General features: G+C 71.1%; 18 protein-coding genes. 8 read left to right on the top strand and 10 right to left on the bottom strand.

All coding sequences use genetic code 11. The annotated features are described in order from the left end of the window. Nucleotides 1-73: 73 nt before the first annotated feature. A complete protein-coding gene (locus AB0I67_RS12550; protein WP_357921941.1) occupies nt 74-742 on the top strand; it encodes a response regulator transcription factor in 669 nt (222 codons plus the stop codon). Beyond that, nucleotides 742-1,929, top strand: coding sequence for a HAMP domain-containing sensor histidine kinase (locus AB0I67_RS12545; protein ID WP_357921938.1), 1,188 nt, complete (start codon nt 742-744; stop codon nt 1,927-1,929). Before AB0I67_RS12550 ends, AB0I67_RS12545 begins: the two co-directional genes overlap by 1 nt. Here AB0I67_RS12545 and AB0I67_RS12540 read toward each other — a convergent pair. The 6 genes from AB0I67_RS12540 to AB0I67_RS12515 form a co-directional block, all read right to left on the bottom strand. Further along, nucleotides 1,916-2,764 carry a biotin-dependent carboxyltransferase family protein gene (locus tag AB0I67_RS12540; RefSeq protein WP_357921935.1) on the bottom strand — a complete coding sequence of 283 codons (849 nt, stop codon included), beginning with the start codon at nt 2,762-2,764 and terminating at the stop codon, nt 1,916-1,918. The genes AB0I67_RS12545 and AB0I67_RS12540 overlap by 14 nt on opposite strands. Continuing rightward, the gene (locus AB0I67_RS12535) at nt 2,761-3,369 is read right to left on the bottom strand and encodes an allophanate hydrolase subunit 1 (protein ID WP_357921932.1); all 609 of its coding nucleotides are present in this window, start codon (nt 3,367-3,369) and stop codon (nt 2,761-2,763) included. Before AB0I67_RS12535 ends, AB0I67_RS12540 begins: the two co-directional genes overlap by 4 nt. 8 nt (nt 3,370-3,377) lie before the next feature. Further along, entirely contained in the window at nt 3,378-4,133 is a 756-nt protein-coding gene (locus AB0I67_RS12530) for a 5-oxoprolinase subunit PxpA (protein WP_357921929.1), read from the bottom strand. Between the two features lie 23 nt (nt 4,134-4,156). Beyond that, entirely contained in the window at nt 4,157-4,933 is a 777-nt protein-coding gene (locus AB0I67_RS12525) for a thioesterase family protein (RefSeq protein WP_357921926.1), read from the bottom strand. Next, nucleotides 4,923-6,338: a hypothetical protein gene (locus AB0I67_RS12520; protein ID WP_357922191.1), complete on the bottom strand. Its 1,416-nt coding sequence runs from the start codon at nt 6,336-6,338 to the stop codon at nt 4,923-4,925. Before AB0I67_RS12520 ends, AB0I67_RS12525 begins: the two co-directional genes overlap by 11 nt. A 159-nt stretch (nt 6,339-6,497) precedes the next feature. Next, a complete protein-coding gene (locus AB0I67_RS12515; protein ID WP_357921923.1) occupies nt 6,498-6,722 on the bottom strand; it encodes a hypothetical protein in 225 nt (74 codons plus the stop codon). Nucleotides 6,723-6,877: 155 nt separating this feature from the next. Here AB0I67_RS12515 and AB0I67_RS12510 point away from each other — a divergent pair, with 155 nt between their 5' ends. From AB0I67_RS12510 to AB0I67_RS12490, 5 genes are all read left to right on the top strand, one after another. Beyond that, entirely contained in the window at nt 6,878-7,441 is a 564-nt protein-coding gene (locus AB0I67_RS12510; RefSeq protein ID WP_357921920.1) for an HhH-GPD-type base excision DNA repair protein, read from the top strand. A 182-nt stretch (nt 7,442-7,623) separates the two neighbouring features. Beyond that, nucleotides 7,624-9,717, top strand: a complete 2,094-nt coding sequence (locus tag AB0I67_RS12505) for a SpoIIE family protein phosphatase (protein ID WP_357921917.1) — start codon at nt 7,624-7,626, stop codon at nt 9,715-9,717. Nucleotides 9,718-9,959: 242 nt separating this feature from the next. Continuing rightward, nucleotides 9,960-11,561 carry an RNA polymerase sigma factor gene (locus AB0I67_RS12500; protein ID WP_357921915.1) on the top strand — a complete coding sequence of 534 codons (1,602 nt, stop codon included), beginning with the start codon at nt 9,960-9,962 and terminating at the stop codon, nt 11,559-11,561. Between the two features lie 172 nt (nt 11,562-11,733). After that, on the top strand, nt 11,734-13,131 hold the full coding sequence (locus tag AB0I67_RS12495) for an APC family permease (RefSeq protein WP_357921912.1): 1,398 nt from the start codon (nt 11,734-11,736) through the stop codon (nt 13,129-13,131). A gap of 76 nt (nt 13,132-13,207) precedes the next feature. Further along, nucleotides 13,208-13,834, top strand: coding sequence for a GPP34 family phosphoprotein (locus AB0I67_RS12490; protein ID WP_357921910.1), 627 nt, complete (start codon nt 13,208-13,210; stop codon nt 13,832-13,834). Here the strand turns inward: AB0I67_RS12490 and AB0I67_RS12485 are convergent. Together AB0I67_RS12485 and AB0I67_RS12480 are read right to left on the bottom strand one after the other, a co-directional pair. Then, entirely contained in the window at nt 13,825-14,565 is a 741-nt protein-coding gene (locus AB0I67_RS12485) for a peroxide stress protein YaaA (protein WP_357921908.1), read from the bottom strand. The two genes, AB0I67_RS12490 and AB0I67_RS12485, sit on opposite strands and share 10 nt — an antisense overlap. 256 nt (nt 14,566-14,821) lie before the next feature. Next, the gene (locus AB0I67_RS12480) at nt 14,822-15,052 is read right to left on the bottom strand and encodes a hypothetical protein (RefSeq protein WP_357921905.1); all 231 of its coding nucleotides are present in this window, start codon (nt 15,050-15,052) and stop codon (nt 14,822-14,824) included. A gap of 247 nt (nt 15,053-15,299) precedes the next feature. On the opposite strand from AB0I67_RS12480, the gene AB0I67_RS12475 reads away from it, so the two are divergent. Further along, nucleotides 15,300-17,354 (top strand): DNA topoisomerase IV subunit B, encoded by a 2,055-nt coding sequence (locus AB0I67_RS12475; RefSeq protein ID WP_357921903.1) that lies wholly within the window; start codon nt 15,300-15,302, stop codon nt 17,352-17,354. Between the two features lie 632 nt (nt 17,355-17,986). Here AB0I67_RS12475 and AB0I67_RS12470 read toward each other — a convergent pair. Both AB0I67_RS12470 and AB0I67_RS12465 read right to left on the bottom strand, forming a co-directional pair. Then, entirely contained in the window at nt 17,987-19,147 is a 1,161-nt protein-coding gene (locus AB0I67_RS12470; protein ID WP_357921900.1) for an AI-2E family transporter, read from the bottom strand. A 98-nt stretch (nt 19,148-19,245) separates the two neighbouring features. Further along, the gene (locus AB0I67_RS12465) at nt 19,246-19,713 is read right to left on the bottom strand and encodes an SUKH-4 family immunity protein (RefSeq protein ID WP_357921897.1); all 468 of its coding nucleotides are present in this window, start codon (nt 19,711-19,713) and stop codon (nt 19,246-19,248) included. Nucleotides 19,714-19,720 lie beyond the last annotated feature (7 nt).

Below are 19,720 nucleotides of genomic sequence, written 5' to 3'. Positions count from 1 at the left end.
GACCAAAATGATCTTCAGATACTCGGTGAGGCTTCACAGAGCTCTCCAAGAACCCGCAGGGCAGACTTGAGCCGTGACCCGCATCCTGGTCGTCGACGACGAACCCTTCCTCGCCGATCTGGTCTCCACCGCCCTGGGCTACGAGGGCTACGAGACCTCCGTCGCCGGCTCGGGCGCGGCCGCGATCGCCGCGGCGGCGAGCCTGCGGCCGGACCTGATCGTCCTGGACGTCCTGCTGCCCGACCTGCGCGGCACCGAGGTCTGCCGGCGCATCCGCGCCTCAGGCTCGACCACCCCGATCATCTTCCTGACCGCGGTGGACGACACCCCCGACAAGATCGCCGCGCTGCGCTCCGGCGGCGACGACTACGTGACCAAGCCGTTCAGCCTGGAGGAACTGGTCGCCCGGGTGCAGGCCGTGCTCCGCCGCAGCCTGCCCGGCCGCCGCGAGCTGGTCCTCGCCGACCTGACGGTCGACGAGGCGGCCTACGAGGTACGGCGCGGCGGCCGGCTGGTCGAGCTCACCCCGACCGAGTTCAAGCTGCTGCGCTACCTGCTGGTCAACGCCGGCAAGGTGGTGACCAAGCGGCAGATCGTGCAGCACGTCTGGGACTACGGCAACGACGGCGTCGTCCAGACCTACATCAGCTACCTGCGCCGCAAGGTCGACCACACCGGCCCGCAGCTCATCCACACCGTGCCGCGCGTCGGCTACGTCATGCGCCTGCCCAGGGACGCCTGATGTCGCTGCGCAGCCGCCTGACCGCCACCGTCGTCGGCCTGCTGGCCCTGGCGCTCGTCCTGGTCGGCGGTGCGACCTTCGGCGCCCTCCAGGACTGGCGCGGTCCGGACGACGCGCGGCTCCGCGCCCTGGGCGGCGGCCCGGAGCTGCTGGCCGCCGCCGACGAGCTCACCCACCGGGTGGCCATGGTGCTGATCGGCACCTCCGGGTTCGCGCTGTCCGGCCTCACGTTGCTGGCCGCCTGGCTGGTCCGGCGGGGGCTGCGCCCGCTCGACCGCATGGTGGCCGCCGCCGGGGCGATCGGGGCCGGTGACCTCGGCCGCCGCGTCGAGCCCGCACCGCCGGAGACCGAGGTCGGCCGGCTGGCGCGGGCGCTGAACGCGATGCTCGGCCAGCTCGAAGGGGCCTTCCGCGAGCGGGCCGAGTCGCGTGCGCGGCTGGAGCGGTTCGTCGCCGACGCCTCGCACGAACTGCGCACGCCGATCGCGACCATCCGGGGCTACGCCGAGCTGTTCCGCCGGGGGGCGCGCGTGCGGCAGGACGACCTGGCCAAGGCGATGAGCCGGATCGAGTCGGAGGCGGCCCGGATGGGGGCGCTGGTCGAGGAGCTCCTGCTGCTCGCCCGGCTGGACCAGGGGCGGGTGGCCGAACGCCAGGTGGTCGAGCTGGACGTGCTGGTGGCCGAGGCGGTCGCCGACACGTTGGCCGTCGAGCCGGACCGGCCCCTGGACCTGCTCGGCGACGGGCCGGTCCGGGTGGACGGCGACGCCGCCCAGCTCCGGCAGGCGGTCGGCAACCTGCTGGCCAACCTGCTGCGGCACACCCCGCCCGGGACCGAGGCGAGCGTCCGCGTCGCGGCCGTGGACGGGCGGGCCGTGGTCGAGGTGGCCGACCGGGGGCCGGGGCTGGAGCCGGGGGCGCGGGTCTTCGAGCGCTTCCACCACCGCGCGGGTGGGGGAGCGGGGCTGGGGCTGTCGATCGTGGCCGCGGTGGCCGAGGCACACGGCGGCCACGCCACCGCCGGACCCCGCCCCGGCGGCGGCGCCATCTTCCGCCTCAACCTCCCCGAGAGCACCGGACTGCCCGAGCGGCCCCCACCCTCCGAGAGTCCCGCACCCTCCGAAAGGCCACCGCCCCCCGAAAGCCGCAGGCCGTCCGAGGGTGGCCCTGGGGTCAGTCCCGGCTGACGACGAAACGGAGCCGGTCGCCCGGGCGGGCCTGCGCGGCCATCGGGAGGTCCCGTGCCGCCACCACCCCGATCACCGGGTACCCGCCGGTCGGCGGGTGGTCGGCCAGGAAGACGATCGGCTGCCCGCTCGGCGGCACCTGCACCGCGCCCAGCACCATGCCCTCGCTCGGCAGCTCACCCGCCCGCGCCCGCTTGAGCTCCCGCCCGCGCAGCCGCACCCCGACCCGGTTGCTGTCCTGGCTCACCTCGTACGGCTCGGCCGCCAGCTCCTCCAGCGCCGCGGGCACGAACCAGTCCGCCCTCGGCCCCGGCAGCACCCGCACCACCGGCTCACGCCGCGCCGGCTCCGGCGCGAGGTCCACGGTGATCTCCCCGTCCGGCCGCCCCACCGGCAGGCACGTCCCGGCCCGCAACGGCGCCGGGCCCAGGCCGGACAACGAGTCGGTCGAGCGGCTGCCCAAAACGGGTTCGGCCGCGACGCCGCCCCGCACCGCCAGGTAGGTCCGCAGGCCGTACCAGGGGAGACCCACGCGCAGCTCGGCCCCGGGCGGCGCCCAGAACGGCGCGCACCGGCCGGGCCGCCCGCCGGGCAGCGCGAGTGGGCAGGGCGCGCCGGTGAGCGCCAGCCACGCCCCGGCGGGGAAGCGCAGCCGTGCCCCGCCGAAGGTCAGCTCCAGCCCGGCGGCGCCCTCGGCGTTGCCCACCAGCCGGTTGGCCAGCCGCAGCGCGTCCGGATCGGCCGCGCCCGAGCGCGGCACCCCCAGGTGGGCGTAGCCGGGCCGGCCGAGGTCCTGGACCGTCGCGTACGGCCCCGGCGCCACCACCTCGATCATGCGGCCTCGAAGCGCACCCGCAGGCCCGGCCGGAACCGGGTGGGCGGGTCGGCGCGCACGTCCCAGACGGTCGTGGCGGTCCGCCCCAGCAGCCGCCAGCCGCCGGGCGAGGCGGTGGGGTAGACGGCCGAGTAGGGCCCGGCGACGGCCACCGACCCGGCCGGGACGCCGGTCCGCGGCGTGGCCAGGCGCGGCAGGTGCAGCCTGGGGTCCAGCCCGGTGAGGTAGGCGAAGCCCGGCGCGAACCCCAGCCAGCCCACGACCAGCTCGCTGCCGGTGTGCCGGGCGATCACCTCGTCGGTGCTCAGCCCGGTCTCGGCGGCCACCCGGGGCAGGTCCTCCCCGTCGTAGACGACCGGGATGACGAGCACCTCGCCGGACCCGTCCGCGCCCGCGGCCTCCGGCTCGGCCTCCGCGGCGGCCAGCAGTCCGGCCAGGTGCGCGCGCAGCGGGGCCAGGTCGGCCGCCTCCGACACCACGAGCACCGTCTCCGGTCCCGGCACGATCTCCACCACCCCGGCCGGCGGCTCGGCCCGCAACCGGGCGTCGAGCCGGTGCGACAGGGCCAGTTCCCCGGTCTCGACCAGCAGCCCGCGCTCACCCACCCGGCGGATCATGTGAACGGCTGGAGCACCACACCGGCCTCCAGCAGCCGATCACGTACGGCCCGCGCCAGCCCCACCGCGTCGGGTGTGTCCCCGTGCACGCAGATCGAGCGCGCCGGCACGGCCACGTCGCTGCCGTCGGCGGCGCGCACCCGCTGCTCCACGGCCATCCGCACCGCGCGGGCGGCCACCTCCTCTGCGGTGTGCAGGACCGAGCCGGGCTCGCGGCGCGGCACCAGCGTGCCCTCGGCGGTGTAGGCGCGGTCGGCGAACGCCTCGCAGACCGTCGGCACCCCCTCGGCCGCGGCGGCCTGGTGCACGGCCGAGCCGGGCAGGGTCAGGACCGGCAGCGAGGCGTCGTAGTCGGCCACCGCGTCGATCAGCGCGGCGGCCTGCACCGGGTCGCGCACCACCCGGTTGTAGAGCGCGCCGTGCGGCTTGACGTAGGAGACCCGCCCGCCCATCGCCCGGGCGATGCCGTCGACCGCGGCGAGCTGGTAGAGCACCTCGGCGCACAGCTCCTCGGGCTCCACCTCCATCTCGCGCCGGCCGAAGTGGGCCAGGTCGCGGTAGGACACCTGGGCGCCGATGGTCACGCCCCGGTCGATCGCCGCGGCGCAGGTGCGCCGGATGGTGACGGGGTCGCCGGCGTGGAAGCCGCAGGCGACGTTGGCGCTCGTGACGATGTCCAGCAGTGCCGTGTCGTCGCCCAGCCGCCAGATGCCGAAGCCCTCGCCGAGGTCCGCGTTCAGGTCGATCACCATGGCCCCATCCTCCACCGCATCCGCTACCGGGGCGCGACGAAGAGCGTCTGGGTCGCCACGCCGACCTCGCCGGCCCGGTCGAACAGCCTGGTGCGCACCAGGCCGCGCCCGGCGGGACCGATCACGGTCTCGGCGCCGAGGCACATCCACTCGCCCTCGGGGGCGCGGAAGAGCGAGATCGTCAGGTCGACGTTGACGAAGACGTGGGTGGCGAAGTCGAGGGCGTGGCTGACGCCGTTGCCGCTGTCGGCCAGGACCGCCAGGCGCTCCAGCGGGGTGGGCTCCTCGCCCTCCACGAGCACCGCGCGCGAGCGGCCCCAGACCGTCGCCGGGCCGGTCTCGTCGGGCGAGCCCGCGGCGAACCGCCAGTCCATCGCCCTGCCGTACCCGAAGCCGGAGGTCAGCCACGACTCGCCGGGCGGCGGCGTGGGCCCGGCCGGCAGCGGGGGCGGGCCGGCGACCGTGGTCGGCGGGGTGTTCGCCTCGCGGATGCGCCAGGCGGTGGCCCGCACGTACTCGCGCCCGCCGGAGGAGACCGAGGCGCCCAGGCACTGCACCCGCTTGCCGTCGCGCAGGACCGAGGTGGCGACCTCGACCTCGGCCAGCGGCACCGGGCCGAAGATCTCCACCACGAGCCGGGCCAGCGGCAGCTCCGAGGTGCCCAGCTCGTGCACGATCAGCGCGGTGACCGGCCCGAGGTGCTGCATCGCCGGGTCCCAGGGGCTCTGGGTGTGCTCGGTGGCCAGGTAGCGGCCCCCGCCGAGCGGCCGGTACATGAACATGGACGGGTCAGATCTCATCCGGGATCTCCGCGATGTCGTCCAGGGCGGCGGCCAGCTCCTCGGGGTCGCCGCCGATCCGCTCGACGATCTCGATCAGCACGTGGAGCACCTCCTCGCGGTCGTGCCCCAGGTCGAGCAGGCGCTGCGCGGCCTCCCACATCTGCGGCGGGTCGCCCTCCCACAGCCGGGTGGCGACCTCCTCGTGCCAGGCCAGGTGCTGCTCGTCCAGGCCGCCGGAGTGGTCGAGCTCCAGCAGGGTGCGGCGGTCGGCCGGGTCGGCCGGGTTGAGCCGGTCGAGGTTGACGTCGCCGTGCCGGCCCTGCAGCAGCGGGAAGGCGAAGATCCGCCGGGCCAGCGCGGACAGGTCGCCGTCCGGCAGCAGCCGCTCCAGCAGCGAGCGGTCGAGGCCGAAGGAGGTCGGGTCGCGGTAGGCGTCGGGGAACTTGGCCATCGCCTCCCAGACCGCGTCGAGCGTGGCGGTCAGCCCCTGCTGGGGCAGCGCGGTCTTGCGCGCGGAGAAGCGCGCCCAGGCCGACAGCACGTGCGGCATGGCCTCCTGCTCGGCCTCGCTCAGCATGACCTTGCTCGGCAGCCAGGTCAGCAGGAAGGTCTCGCACTTGGCCGGGCTGACCCGCAGCGGCCGGTTGAAGTCCTGGGCGCAGCCGTAGTCGATGATGTGGTCGGCGCAGCGCGAGGCGGCCGAGCGGTCCGACAGGTGCTCGGCCTCGTCGGAGGCCAGGAACTCGGCGGCCAGCATCGCGCGGCGCTCGCGGCTGTAGGGGGCCTCGCTGTGCAGCGGGGCGGGGCGCGTGCGGCCCGGCGGCAACGCCTTGAGCCGGGAGCGGGCGAAGGCGTGGTAGGCGCTGTAGCTGTCGCTGACCGGCGGCCGGGTGCGGGGCTCGCGGGCGGCCTTCATCGCCGAGTCGAGCAGCGCCCTGGCCTGCTGGGGCTCGATCTCCTCGAACAGCAGCATCGGGTTGGCCTCGGCCTCGGCGCGGGCCTGCTCCAGCAGCTTGTCCACCTCGGAGGAGACCCAGGCGTCGCGGGCCATGCCGCGCATGTTGTAGTCGACCACGAGCACCAGGGCGTGCCGGTCGAGACCGGAGTAGGCGAAGGTGCACACCACGGTGTCCTGGTCGCCGTAGGCGTCACGGGAGACGAAGCAGCCGGTCGGCTTGACCGCGCCCACGCGGTCGGCCCAGCCCGGCCGGGCCACGCCCGACTCCATCATCGCCAGCGCCGCGCCCTCGGCCTTGGCGCCCTGGCGGGCCGTGCCGAGGTAGGCCAGGCAGATCAGCAACGTCAGCGCGGCGGGCGTGCCGGCCTTCGCGGCGTAGTCGACCAGCCCCTCGCCCAGCACCTGCTCCACGTCACCGCCCTTGACCCGCCGCCCCCACCAGGCCCCGACCATGTCGGAGACCATGAGTTCGGCGTCCAGCGGGCTGCGTACGGCGAGCAGTTCGCGCGCCGCCTGGAGCAACTCCTTGAACACGTCGTCGGGATTGGTTCGTTGTCGGCGCACGCCCTCACTCTCTCGCATTTCGGCGGAAGCGTTGCCCTGATGGTGCTAACGGGGTAGATGCTAACGTCCCAGCCGCGGAGGTGGAGCGGAGTTCACGATCGCCAGGAGATGCTCCCGGGCTATGCGCTCGATGACGTCGGCCGTCGCCTCGATCCCGAGGTGGTCGGCGCAGGCGCAGACGTCGGCGACGCAGCGGTCGATGGTGTCGACGGGCACCGTCAGGAACTCTTCGGCCAGCCGGAGGCTGACCGGCTCCCGCAGGAAGCGGGTTGCCAGTGCGAGCATAGGAGTCAGATTCCTCTGCAGACCTAGGGGTAAACCGGTGCGAGGGTGACTTGCGCTCCAATTCCACCGGTTATCGGCCGGGTGTCAACCCTCCCGGCCGTCTGTCTTCCCTTCACCGCCGACCTCCGAACGCCCTTTCGTGGGAAGCTGGCCTCATGCGAATCCAGCTCGCCCAGCGGGCCGAGGCCGACGAGCTGCTCGGCCGCAGCCCGCTCGCCCTGCTCGTCGGCATGCTGCTCGATCAGCAAATCCCGATGGAGTGGGCGTTCACCGGCCCGCACACCATCTCGGAGCGGCTCGGGCACGACCTGACGGCCGAGGAGATCGCCGCCTACGATCCCGAGGCCTTCGCCGCGTTGCTGGCCGACAAGCCCGCCGTGCATCGGTACCCGAAGTCCATGGCGACGCGTGTCCAGCAACTGGCCGTCTATTTGGTTGAGCACTACCAGGGTGACCCGACCAGGTTGTGGGCGGACGTGGACAGCGGCAAGGAGCTGCTCAGGCGGCTCCAGGCACTGCCGGGGTACGGCAAGCAGAAGGCCCAGATCTTCCTGGCGCTGCTCGGCAAGCAACTGGGCGTCCAGCCCGCCGGGTGGCGCGAGGCGGCCGGGCCGTACGGTGAAGAGGGATCCTTCCGCTCGGTGGCCGACGTGGTCGATCCGGAGAGCCTGGTCAAGGTCCGGGAAACCAAGCAGGCTGCCAAGAAAGCCGCTGAGTAGGCTGATTTGACAGGATGCGTTGACGCCAATGACGACGTGCTTGCTGCGGGGGCTTCCGTCCGCACGTGCCCATCGCCGATGATGTACAGCAGAATCCGGTCGCCCGGAGCTGCGCTACACCGATACACAGTTTTGGAGATGTGCCGCGTGGGAGACCCTGGCACGCGACGGAGGTGCCGAGCATGAGCGCCGAGACCTCCGTCCCACGTCCCCGGGAGTCGGGTGTGGACATCTCAGACTCCGCCCTGTTCAAGGGCCTGTTGTCCGAAGCGGAGTTCGCCTTCGCCTTCTTCGACGCCGACGGCCGCATCCGGCGCGCGAACGACGTCTTCACCGACGTCGTCGGCGTGCCCGCGGACGAGCTGCCGGGCAAGCTGCCCGGCGAGGTGCTGCCCGCCGACCTCAGCCAGCTCATCACGCATGCCGTCCAGGCGGTGATCGAGAGTGACGCGCCGACCCAGGAGGGCCGCGTGCGGGTGCGCTCGGCCGAGGGCGACACCCGGCACTGGTCGTTGTCGTTCTCGCCGGTCCACGACGAGGAGGGCGTGCTCAAGGCCGTCGCCCTGGTCGGGGCGGACGTGACCGAGAGCCGCCAGACCGAGGAGGAGCTGCGCCGCAGCGAGGAGCGCTACCGCTCGCTGGTCGAGGCGCAGTCCCAGCTCGTCTGGATCACCTCGCCGGCCGGGGCGGTGATCGAGGACGCGCCGCAGTGGCGCGCGATCACCGGCCAGGGCCTGGAGGAGTACCTCGCGCACGGCTGGCTCGACGCGGTCCACCCGGACGAGCGCCGGCAGACCGACGAGGCGTGGCGGGAGGCCCTGCGCGGCCGGACCATGTTCGAGTGGAACTACCGCGTGCGCACCCGCGCCAGCGGCTACCGGCACTTCGAGGTGCGCGCGGTGCCGATCATCCGGCACGGGCGCGTGGTGGAGTGGGTCGGCGCGAACACCGACGTCACCCCGCAGAAGGAAGCCGAGGAGATGCGCGGCCGGCTGACCGACCAGCTCGGCGCCGCCGCCCTGCGCACCGCGCGGCTGCAGGGCGCCACGGCCATGCTGGCCGAGGCGCTCACCGTCGAGCAGGTGGTCCAGGTCATCATCGACGTGGGCCGCACCGCGCTGGCCGCCGACCGCTCGGCGGTGGCGCTGCTGGACGTGGAGCGCGCGTCGCTGAAGCTCATCAACGGCGAGGGCATCCCGGAGATTCCCGGCGCCTCCGGCGAGGAGATCCCGCTGTCGCACTCGAGCGTGATGACCATGGCGGTCAACAGCCGCCGCCCGGTCTTCGCCGAGTCCGCGGAGATCCTCAAGTCGTTGCTGCTGGAGGCCGGCGGTGACGAGGAGGTGGTCGGCACCTACCTGGCGCACAGCGACGAGCGGGCCTGGGTGGGCCTGCCGCTGCTGGCCGCGGGGCGGGCGCTGGGCGCGTTGCGCTTCTCGTTCACCAGGCCGCAGAAGATCTCCCAGGAGGACGGCGTCTTCCTGGAGGCGCTGGCCGGGCAGTGCGCCCTGGCGGTCGAGCGGGCCACGCTGTTCGAGCGCGAGCACAAGACCGCCGAGACGCTCCAGCGCTCGCTGCTGCCCGACCGCCTGCCGGTGGTCAAGGGGCTGCTGCTGGCGCAGCGCTTCCGGTCCGGCAGCCGGCACGTGCAGGTCGGCGGCGACTGGTACGACGCCTTCGTGCTGCAGGACGGCCGGGTCGCGGCCGTGGTCGGCGACGTCATGGGCAAGGGCGTGAAAGCGGCCGCCGGGATGGGCCGCATCCGCAACGCCATGCGCGCGCTGGCCCTGACCAACCCGCCGCCCGCCTCGGTACTCACCGGTCTCGACCGGGTCTTCGAGGCGACCGAGGAGGAGGAGCAGGTCACCACGCTGGCGTACATGGTGGTCGAGCCGGGCACCGGCGAGGGCACCCTGGCGCTGGCCGGTCACCCGCCGCCCGTGCTGGTCTCGCCGCAGGGCACCGCCGTGCTGTGCGAGGCGGAGCCGGGCACCCCGCTCGGCTGGCCGACCTCGCGGCGGCAGTTCCGGTTCGTGGTGCCGCCCGGGCACACCGCGGTGCTCTACTCCGACGGCCTGGTCGAGAACCGCAAGCGCGGGCTCGATGCCGGACTCGCGGAGCTCTGCTCCGTTGTTCGGGAAGCGCCCCAGGAAGTCGTGACATCTCCGCACATGCTGCTGGATTTCCTCGTAGATCGGATGCTGTCGGGCTATGAGCAGGACGACGACGTGACCGCGCTCGCGATTCACGTCCCTCCTGCCACGAAGAGTGACTGAATGAAACAGTCATAAGGGTTGCTTTCGGGTATCAGTGCCTCGCTTCCGTACGCACTACTGTTCCGGTCGGCCTAGGGTGGAGGTCAACCGCCGGGAGGTGGCCGTGTGGAGTGCTGGGTCGTGTCAGAATGCTGGATGGCCCGTCGCATTCCAGCGCGGCCCCCGCATTCTCCAAGAGAGGCAACAGCCCCCCAGCGGGCACATGGGTCCATTGTCGCCACGCGATCGTTCGAGAGGTGTTCGTGTCGCCTGCAAGTTCGACTCGCTCGAAGCCATCTGAGCTGAACGAGCCCGTCATTCAGCGACTGCTCGAGCGTGGGCGCTCGCAGGGTTACCTCGAGTCTGAGGATGTCCGTAAGGCCTTCGAGGAGGCCGACATCCCGATGTCGCAAGCCGCTGGAGTCCTCCGGACTCTCAGCAAGGAGGGCGTCATCGTCCGGTTGACCGCCGCTGACTCGGCGCCGCCGAAGAAGTCTCGTGGTCCAGCAAAGCGCCGCACCGCTGCCCCCGTCAAGACGAAGAGCGCAGCGGCCGCCAAGGAGCAGCAGCCGGAGACCGTGACCGCCGTCGTCCCCGACGAGGTCCGGCCCGAAGCAGAGGCTGCCAAGAAGCCCAAGAAGGCTGCTCCTGCCAAGAAGGCGGTCGTGAAGGACGAGGTGCCCGCCGCGGCGCCCGTCGCCAAGGCCAAGGTCTCCGACGAGGCCGACGGCGAGGAGATCGAACTCGACGGTGACGTCGAACTCGACGACCTCGAAGACCTCGAGATCGAGGACGAGGTGGTCGTCGAGGAAGAGGTCGAGGAGGAGGCCGAGCCGGACGAGGAGCCCAAGGTGGCGGAGGTCGCCGCCGTGGAGGTCAAGTCCGACGACGAGGTCCTGATCCTGTCCGACGACGACGATGACGCCCCGGTGGCCCAGGTCGCCGCCGCCGGCGCCACCGCCGACCCGGTGAAGGACTACCTCAAGCAGATCGGCAAGGTCCCCCTGCTCAACGCCGAGCAGGAGGTCGAGCTGGCCAAGCGCATCGAGGCGGGCCTGTTCGCCGAGGAGCAGCTCGGCAGCGACAACGACGCGCTGCCGGTCGACGTCCGCGCCGAGCTGGAGTGGATCGCCGAGGACGGCCGCCGGGCCAAGAACCACCTGCTGGAGGCCAACCTCCGGCTCGTGGTCTCGCTGGCCAAGCGCTACACCGGCCGCGGCATGCTCTTCCTGGACCTGATCCAGGAGGGCAACCTGGGCCTGATCCGCGCGGTCGAGAAGTTCGACTACACCAAGGGCTACAAGTTCTCCACCTACGCCACGTGGTGGATCCGGCAGGCGATCACCCGCGCCATGGCCGACCAGGCGCGGACCATCCGCATCCCGGTCCACATGGTCGAAGTGATCAACAAGCTGGCCCGGGTCCAGCGGCAGATGCTGCAGGACCTCGGCCGCGAGCCCACGCCGGAGGAACTGGCCCGCGAGCTGGACATGACCCCCGAGAAGGTGGTCGAGGTCCAGAAGTACGGCCGCGAGCCGATCTCCCTGCACACCCCGCTGGGTGAGGAGGGCGACTCCGAGTTCGGCGACCTGATCGAGGACTCCGAGGCCATCGTCCCGGCCGACGCCGTCTCCTTCACGCTGTTGCAGGAGCAGTTGCACTCCGTTCTCGACACGCTGTCGGAGCGCGAGGCGGGCGTCGTGTCCATGCGGTTCGGCCTCACCGACGGCCAGCCCAAGACGCTCGACGAGATCGGCAAGGTCTACGGGGTCACGCGTGAGCGGATCCGGCAGATCGAGTCGAAGACGATGTCGAAGCTGCGTCACCCGTCGCGCTCGCAGGTGCTGCGCGACTATCTCGACTGATCTTCCAGTCACCGAGAAGAGGTACGGCTCCGCGGAGCCGTACCTCTTTTTGTTGCGCTCGTTTGTTGCGGTTTGGCGCTACTGATCGGTTGGGGCTAGCGGGACTGGGGTGGTCTGTCCTACCGTTTCCGAACATTTCACACTGAAAAGTTTTGGTTCGGAAGGACCGCCGATGACTTCCCCCCGCCATGCGGCACCCGATCTCGCGCAGTTCGGGTACACCCAGGAACTGAAGCGCACGCTCAGCTTCACCGACCTGCTCTTCTACGGCCTGATCTTCATGGTGCCGATCGCGCCCATGGCCATCTTCGGCGGGGTCTTCCAGGCCTCGGGCGGCATGATCGTCCTGGCCTACATCGTCGGCGTGATCGCGCTGTCCTTCACCGCCGCCTCCTTCTCGCAGATGACCAAGGCCTTCCCGATCGCGGGCAGCGTCTACAACTTCGCCAGCCGGGCCATCCACCCCTCGGTGGGCTTCCTGGCCGGCTGGGCGATCCTCCTGGACTACCTGCTGGTGCCCAGTCTGCTCTACCTGGTGGCCGCGATGGCGATGAACGGCATCATCACCGTGGTCCCGGTCTGGGGCTGGCTGCTGCTGTTCATCGCGGTCAACACCGTGATCAACCTGACCGGCATCCGGATCACCGCCCGGGTCACCAAGATCTTCATCGTCGGCGAGCTGATCGTGCTGGCGATCTTCCTGATCATCGGCATCACCGCGATCATCGGCGGCAAGGGCAACGGCTGGGGCTTGGAGCCGCTGTTCAACTCCGAGACCTTCAGCTGGTCCCTGATCTTCGGCGCGACCTCGGTGGCCGTGCTCAGCTTCCTCGGCTTCGACGGCATCGCGATGCTCTCGGAGGAGAACAAGGAGAGCGCCAACACGGTCGGCAAGTCGATGATGGCCGCGCTGGCCCTGGCCGGCCTGCTCTTCGTCGCCCAGACCTGGGTCGCCGCCCTGCTGGTGGAGAACCCGGGCAAGCTGATCGCCGAAGGCGACGGCACCGGCACCGCCTTCTACGACGCCGCCGCCCTGGCCGGCGGGCAGTGGATGTTCTACCTCTGCGCCGGAGCCACCGCGCTCGCCTGGGGCTTCGCCGACGCCATGGTGGCCCAGGTGGCCACCTCCCGGCTCCTGTACGCCATGGGCCGCGACGGCGCCCTGCCGCGCTTCCTGGCCAAGGTCTCGCGCAGCTACTCGGTGCCCTACAACGCCATCCTGCTCGGCTCGGTCCTGGCGATCGTGCTGCCCGGCAGCCTCCTGATCTTCCTGGAGAACCCCGGCGACGGCGTGGCCGTGGTGGGCACGCTGATCAACTTCGGCGCGATGATCGCCTTCATGACGCTGCACGTCTCGGTGGTGTGGCACTTCGTCATCAAGCGGCGCTCGTCCGACCTGCTGCTGCACCTGGTCTCGCCGATCATCGGCTTCGTCATCCTGGGCTTCGTGGTCTGGAACGCCAACCTGGCCGCCCAGATCGTCGGCCTGATCTGGCTCGGCGTCGGATTCGTTATCATGCTTGTCCTGCTGGCGCTCAAGCGCAACGTCAGCCTCGTGGGCATGGACTAGACGATCCGAACGACGGCCGCCCGGCCACCGGCATCCCCGGTGGCCGGGCGCCGGCTCTCCGGCGGAGATGACTGAGATGAACGACCTGGCCCTGCCGTACGACCTGTTCCTGCTCGCGCACAGCGAGGCCGGGATCAGGCTGCCCCACAAACCCGCGCTCTGCGCCGGACTGGCCGGGGCGCTGGTCTCCCAGCTCCTCATCGACGGGGCGGTCACCCTGGTGGGCGACAGCCTCGCCGCGGGGCGGGAGGTGCGGCACACCGACCCCTCGGCGGCCAAGCTCGCCGGGGCGGTGGGGGTGCGGCGGATGCGGGTGCGGGAGTGGCTGCCGCTCGTGGCCGCCGACCTGTACGAGGAGACCGCCGCCCAGCTCGTCGCCCAGCGGGTGGTGGCCGAGGAGCGGCGAGGGCTCTTCCGCAACCAGCGGAGCTATCCTCCGGTCGGGACCACGCCTCTCGTGCGGGCGCGCTCGCGCATCCGGCTGCCGCTGACCGGCGGGAAGGTGCCGGAGGCGGGGGACCTGGTGTTGTGCGCCCTGGTGCCCATGCTGGGGCTGGAGGAGACCCTGTACCTCTCCGAGAGCCCCGGGCAGATCCGGCCCCGGCTGGCCGTGCTGGCGGCGGCGGCTCCTGCGCCGCTGCGAGCCGTCATGCGGGACGTGGAGGACTACATGGGGGACCTGGCCACCGCGGTCTACCGCTGACCGTCCCCCGGGTCAGGGGCCAGTTCGACGTCGAGCTTGCCCGGGGCCTGCCGTACGGCGTAGCCCAGGGTTTGGAGGATCTTGGCCAGCTCGTCCGGGGAGGACGGGTCCTGGCCGCTTTCCAGCAGGACCCGGGCGATCTCCCCACGGGTGGCCTTGGCCATGTGGCTGACCACCTTGCCCTGGTTGAACACCCGCACGGCCACCGACCGCGCACCCGGCTTCCAGGCCCCGGCGTAGGTGGCCGACCGCATGTCCACCACCAGCCCCGGCAGCCGGTCGAGCTCGGCGGTGACCGAAGGCCGCCAGAACGCGGCCAGGCCGCCGAGCGGAGGCAGGGTGACCCCCATCGACAACCGATAGGGCGGGATCCGGTCGGTGATACGGACGACGCCCCACAGCCCGGAGAAGATCAGCACCTGCTCCTCGGCCCGCGCCCGGGCCTCCGGGCTCAGCGTGGCGAGACCGAGGTTGTCGTACAGGACGCCGGTGTACAGCTCGGCGGCCGGCAGGGCGGGGGCCTCGCGCAGGGCGAGGTTCTTGTCCAGTTCGCCCCGCTGGCCCGGGCTCAGGCCCAGGACGTCGAGGGCGTCACGCCGCTTCGAGGCCTTCAGGAGCGCGCTCAGCACCCGCTTGCGGGGGCGGTCGAGCTTGGGGAAGGACAGCTCGCCGAGGCTCGGGCCGTCCCCCACGGACGCCTTGCCCTCGGAGGGCGGCAACAGGATGAGCACGATTCCGCAGCTTATCGGGGCCGGGCCTCTCCTCGGTCCCGCCCCTGCCCCCAGCCCGGCCCCGGTTCGGGGAGGACTCAGGACAGACCCGGACCTTCGGCCGGAAGCTCAGGACGGGTCCGTGGCGAGGGCCGGTGGGACCCCAGATCGGGACCAAGCGGGAGCGATGGCCGGGCGAACCCGGCATCCCGTCCCGGGTGGAGACGTGCGAGAGCGGCGGCCCGGGCCTGCCGGGACGCCGCTCTCGCAATATCGATCAGCGCTCGTCTTCGACCGCTGTAGCCTTCGTCTTGCTCAACTTGGCGGATTCATCAAGGATTTCCGCGCCTTTGTCCCTCAGGGCTGCTATGTGCTGGCGACCGTGGTGGGCGCAGAACAGAAGCTCCCCGCCAACGGGCAAGGTCGCACGGATGTAGGCCTGGGCGCCACAACGGTCACAACGGTCGAGGGCCGTCAGCGGCTTAACGGGGGCGAGTGCTCCAGTCACGTATCGCCTTTCGGGTCACCCCCACCGGAGCGGGGATCTGGCGTCAGTCACTTGGGACAACATCTAACCGGATGCGAACGTTCCCAATCACTCCCCGGCTACGCCGAGAGCGGAATGTGGCCAAAAGTAATGGACAGCCAGCTCACAGTCATGCGAAACGTGTCCAGGAGGCAAGGTTGTCCCCGCCCCACCGGGAAGAACGGTAGGCTAACGCACACGTGTTCGATGCTGTCCCAGAGGAGTCAGAGTGACGGTAGTGGAGGCGGGTTACACAGCTCGTCACCTGTCGGTGCTTGAGGGCCTCGAGGCCGTCCGCAAGCGACCCGGCATGTACATCGGGTCCACCGACAGCCGCGGGCTGATGCACTGCCTCTGGGAGATCGTCGACAACGGCGTGGACGAGGCGCTGGCCGGTCACTGCACCCGGATCGAGGTCGAGCTGCACGCCGACGGCTCGATCGAGGTGCGCGACGACGGCCGCGGCATCCCCGTCGACATCGAGCCCAAGAGCGGCCTGCCGGGCGTCGAGCTCGTCTACACCAAGCTCCACGCCGGCGGGAAGTTCGGCAGCGGCTCCTACACCGCCTCAGGCGGCCTCCACGGCGTCGGCGCCTCGGTGGTCAACGCGCTGTCCTCCCGGCTCGACGTCGAGGTCGACCGCGACGGCCAGGTCCACCTGATCAGCTTCCGCCGGGGCGTGCCCGGCCTCTTCGACGGCGACGGCCCGACCGCCAAGTTCAAGAAGAAGTCCGGCCTGCGCGACGGCGGCAAGGCCAAGCGCGGCGTCACCGGCACCCGGGTGCGCTTCTGGGCCGACAAGCAGATCTTCCTGCCCGACGCCGAGGTCGCCGTGGACGAGATCCACGTACGGCTCCGCCAGACCGCCTTCCTGGTGCCCGGCCTGACCCTCGTGCTGATCCAGGGCGAGACGGTCGAGGAGTTCCGCTTCGACGGCGGCATCTCCGAGTTCACCGAGTTCCTGGCCCGCGACGAGGCCGTCTGCGACGTGCTCCGCCTCCAGGGCCTGGGGCACTTCCACGAGACCGTGCCCGTCCTGGACGACCAGGGCCACATGACGCCCACCGAGGTCGAGCGCGAGCTGACCGTCGACGTCGCGCTGCGCTGGGGCAAGGGCTACGACTCCACCGTCCGCTCCTTCGTCAACGTGATCGCCACCCCCAAGGGCGGCACCCACATCACCGGCCTGGAGCGCGGCCTGGTCCGCACGGTCAACGAGCTGCTGCGCGAGACCCGGCTGCTCAAGAACGGCGACGACGCGGTGACCAAGGAGGACATCCTCGAAGGCCTCACCGCCGTGGTCACCGTCCGCGTGCCCGAGCCGCAGTTCGAGGGACAGACCAAGGAGGTGCTCGGCACCTCCGCGGCCACCCGGATCGTCTCCCATGTCGTCTCGCGCGAGCTCAAGGCGCTCTACGCCAACCCGCCGCGCGGGTTCAAGCAGCCGCTGCGGGCCGTGCTGGAGAAGATCGTCGCGGCCGCCAAGGCGCGGATCGCGGCCCGTGAGCACCGCGACAACCAGCGGCGCAAGAGCGCCCTGGAGAACTCCTCGCTCCCGGCCAAGCTTGTCGACTGCCGGAGTGACGACGTCGACCGGAGCGAGCTGTTCATCGTCGAGGGTGACTCGGCGCTGGGCACGGCCAAGCTGGCGCGTGACTCGGAGTTCCAGGCGTTGCTGCCCATCCGCGGCAAGATCCTCAACGTGCAGAAGGCGTCTGTCGCCGACATGTTGAAGAACACCGAGTGTGCGTCGATCATCCAGGTCGTCGGGGCTGGGTCGGGGCGGTCGTTCGAGCTGGAGTCGGCTCGGTACGGCAAGATCATTTTGATGGCGGACGCGGATGTCGACGGTGCGCACATCCGGTGCCTGTTGCTCACGCTCTTCCATCGGTACATGCGGCCCATGATCGAGGCTGGGCGGGTTTTCGCCGCCGTTCCGCCGTTGCACCGGATCGAGCTCACCAACCCGGGGCGGGGGCAGGACAAGTACGTCTACTGCTATTCCGATGCCGAGTTGCACAAGGTGCTGCGTGACCTTGAGCGGCGGGGGAAGCGGTGGAAGGACCCTGTGCAGCGGTACAAGGGTCTAGGGGAGATGGACGCGGATCAGCTTGCGGAGACGACCATGGATCCGCGGCACCGGATCCTTCGGCGGGTTCGGATCGAGGACGCTGAGTCGGCTGAGCGGATCTTCAGTTTGCTCATGGGGAGTGATGTTGCTCCTCGGCGGGAGTTCATCGTCAACAGCGCGGCCGAGGTTGATCGGGACCACATCGACGCCTGACGTCTTTCCGTTTGGGTCTGGCTTGTTGGGTGGGGCTCGGACAGGATCATCTCCCGCCGTACGGGTGCTCGCCGCATAGGTGGGGCACGGGTGGGGGCTGGCGGCGGCGGTGGGGTGGCCGGTCTGGCCGGGCCGGCTGAGACCGGGCCTTCCGCCCCGGCCTTCACTGTCACGGCCCTTCGCCGCTACGGTCCTTTTACCGTCACGGTCCTTCACCGTCACGGGCCTTCGCCGCTACGGTCCTTCGCCGGCACGGCCCTAGGTCACGAAGCTCCGCCGACCACGGCTCCTCACCCGGCGCACCAACCTCTGCCGCCATCGGCCGTCGCCGCCGCGGCCCTCCGTTACGGCCTCTCGCTGCTACGGTCCTCCGCTACGGCCTCTCACCCGCCCTCTGCTACGAGCTCCCACCGCCGCCGCCCTCCGTCACCGGTCCCCACTGCTGCGGTCTTTCGCCGTTGCGGTGCTGCACCCGTTCGGGCCTTTCGCCGCTGAGGGTGCGCAAGTCTCGCGACGCCCTTATGGCGGGTTCGTCGCGGCACTGCGGCAGCCGCTGGTCTTCGGGGTGCCGGGGTTCGCCTGTCACCCGGCGGATCCCTCCACCGACGCGGAGAGCGCAAGGCGTCCAGGTGTCAGTGTTGTTCCTGGCGGGGGAGGGTTACCTCGTGGAGGACCAGTTGGACGGCGGCGGCCACCGGGATGGCCAGGAGGGCGCCGACGACGCCGAGGAGGGCGCCGCCGATGAGGGCGGCGATGATGGTGACGGCGGCGGGGACGTCGACGGAGGACAACATCACCCGCGGAGCGATGACGTAGTTCTCGACCTGCTGGTAGACGATGAAGAAGATCAGGCAGGCGATCCCCACCGGAAAGGACACGAAGAGGCCGACCAGGGTGACGACGGCGGCGCCGATGGTGGCGCCGACCAGGGGGATGAGGTCGGTGATGGCGACGATCAGCGAAAGGGCCAGAGCGTACGGCACGCCCGCGATCGACAGGAACAGGAACGTGGTCACCCCGGCGATGAGCGAGATGAGCAGGTTCCCCGCCACGTAACCGCCGATGCGCTTGATGATCTCGTCGCCCAGGGCCCGGACGCGGTCGCGGCGGCTGGCCGGGACGAGGCGGTAGCCGAAGCTGGTGATGGACGGCAGCGAGGCCAGGAAGTAGAGCGAGAGGATCAACACCGTCAGCGCGTTGAACAGCGCCCCCGCGACCATCCCGGCGGCCCCGAGCAGCCCGCCGAAGACCTGCTTGCCCAGGTCGCCGCTGGCGAGGTACTGCTGCAGCCGGTCGAGAAGCTGGAACTGCTGATCGAGCGCCCGCACCTGAGGATGGTTCTGCAGCTCGTTGACGTAGGCCGGGAGCTGCGCGGCGAAGTCGGCCGTCTGGGTGGTCAGGGGCGGGACTATGGCCAGCCCGAACCCGACGAAGAAGGCGATCACCAGCAGGAACACGACGGTGATGGCCGCGGGGCGCGGCAGGCCGCGCTTGCCGAGCCAGACGACCGCCGGGTTGAGCCCGACGGCCAGGAAGAGCGAGACGACGATCAGGATGAGCACCGAGGCGGCGGAGGTGAGCGCCTGGACCAGCATCCAGGCGCTGAGCACGCCCAGGGCGGCGGTGAAGCCGAAGACGAACGGGTGGTTGGCCAGGGCCCGTCCCGGCTTGCCGTACGCCAGCTCCCTGCGGCCTTCGGGCGTGGCGGTGGGCGCGCTCGGGTCGAGGGGCAGCTCGACGGCCTTGCTCGAGGCCGGCGCGGGCGACGGCCGGGGGGTGGATGAATCGGTCACGGACACCTCTCAGGCGGGAGTTGTCCGACCAACTGCCCCAGACGGGCTTGAGCACGCCACTTCTGATGGGGGAGCAGCCCGAAGTCCGGCCGGCTCGGTCAGGTGTCGTCGTCCGGGGCGTAGTCGCCGATGGCGACGTCCCAGAGGACGGAGTTCCAGAAGCTGTTCTCGTCGGTGAGGGCGGTGGGGTCGAGGGCGGTGAGGGCCTCGCCGAGGAGGCGGGCCTGGGTCTCCGATTCGTCCTCGTCGCTGGAGGAGGCGGGGGCGAGGCGGAGCTGGCGGGTGAACTCGGCCAGGCAGGCGGCGAAGGTCTGCGGCGAGCTGTTGACCGGCAGGACGGCCGCGTCGATGGTGCTGCGCGAGACGACGGCGCCGGTGCGGCAATTCACGCAGAATTCGTCGAAATCCCCTCCGTCGCCAATCTTGAGGAATTCTCCGGAAGGCTGCGGTTCGGTGGCGGCGGCGAAAAGGAGGTGGTCCTGGGGAAGCCCGGTGTCGAGCAGAAATCGGCGAGCCTCGTCGTGCTGAACCGGCGCGAGATAGGCGCTTGGATAACGGTGGTTCAAGGGGAAC

Source organism: Nonomuraea sp. NPDC050310, assembly GCF_040655795.1.
Lineage (GTDB): Bacteria > Actinomycetota > Actinomycetes > Streptosporangiales > Streptosporangiaceae > Nonomuraea.
This window is presented reverse-complemented; position numbering and strand designations above follow the sequence as displayed.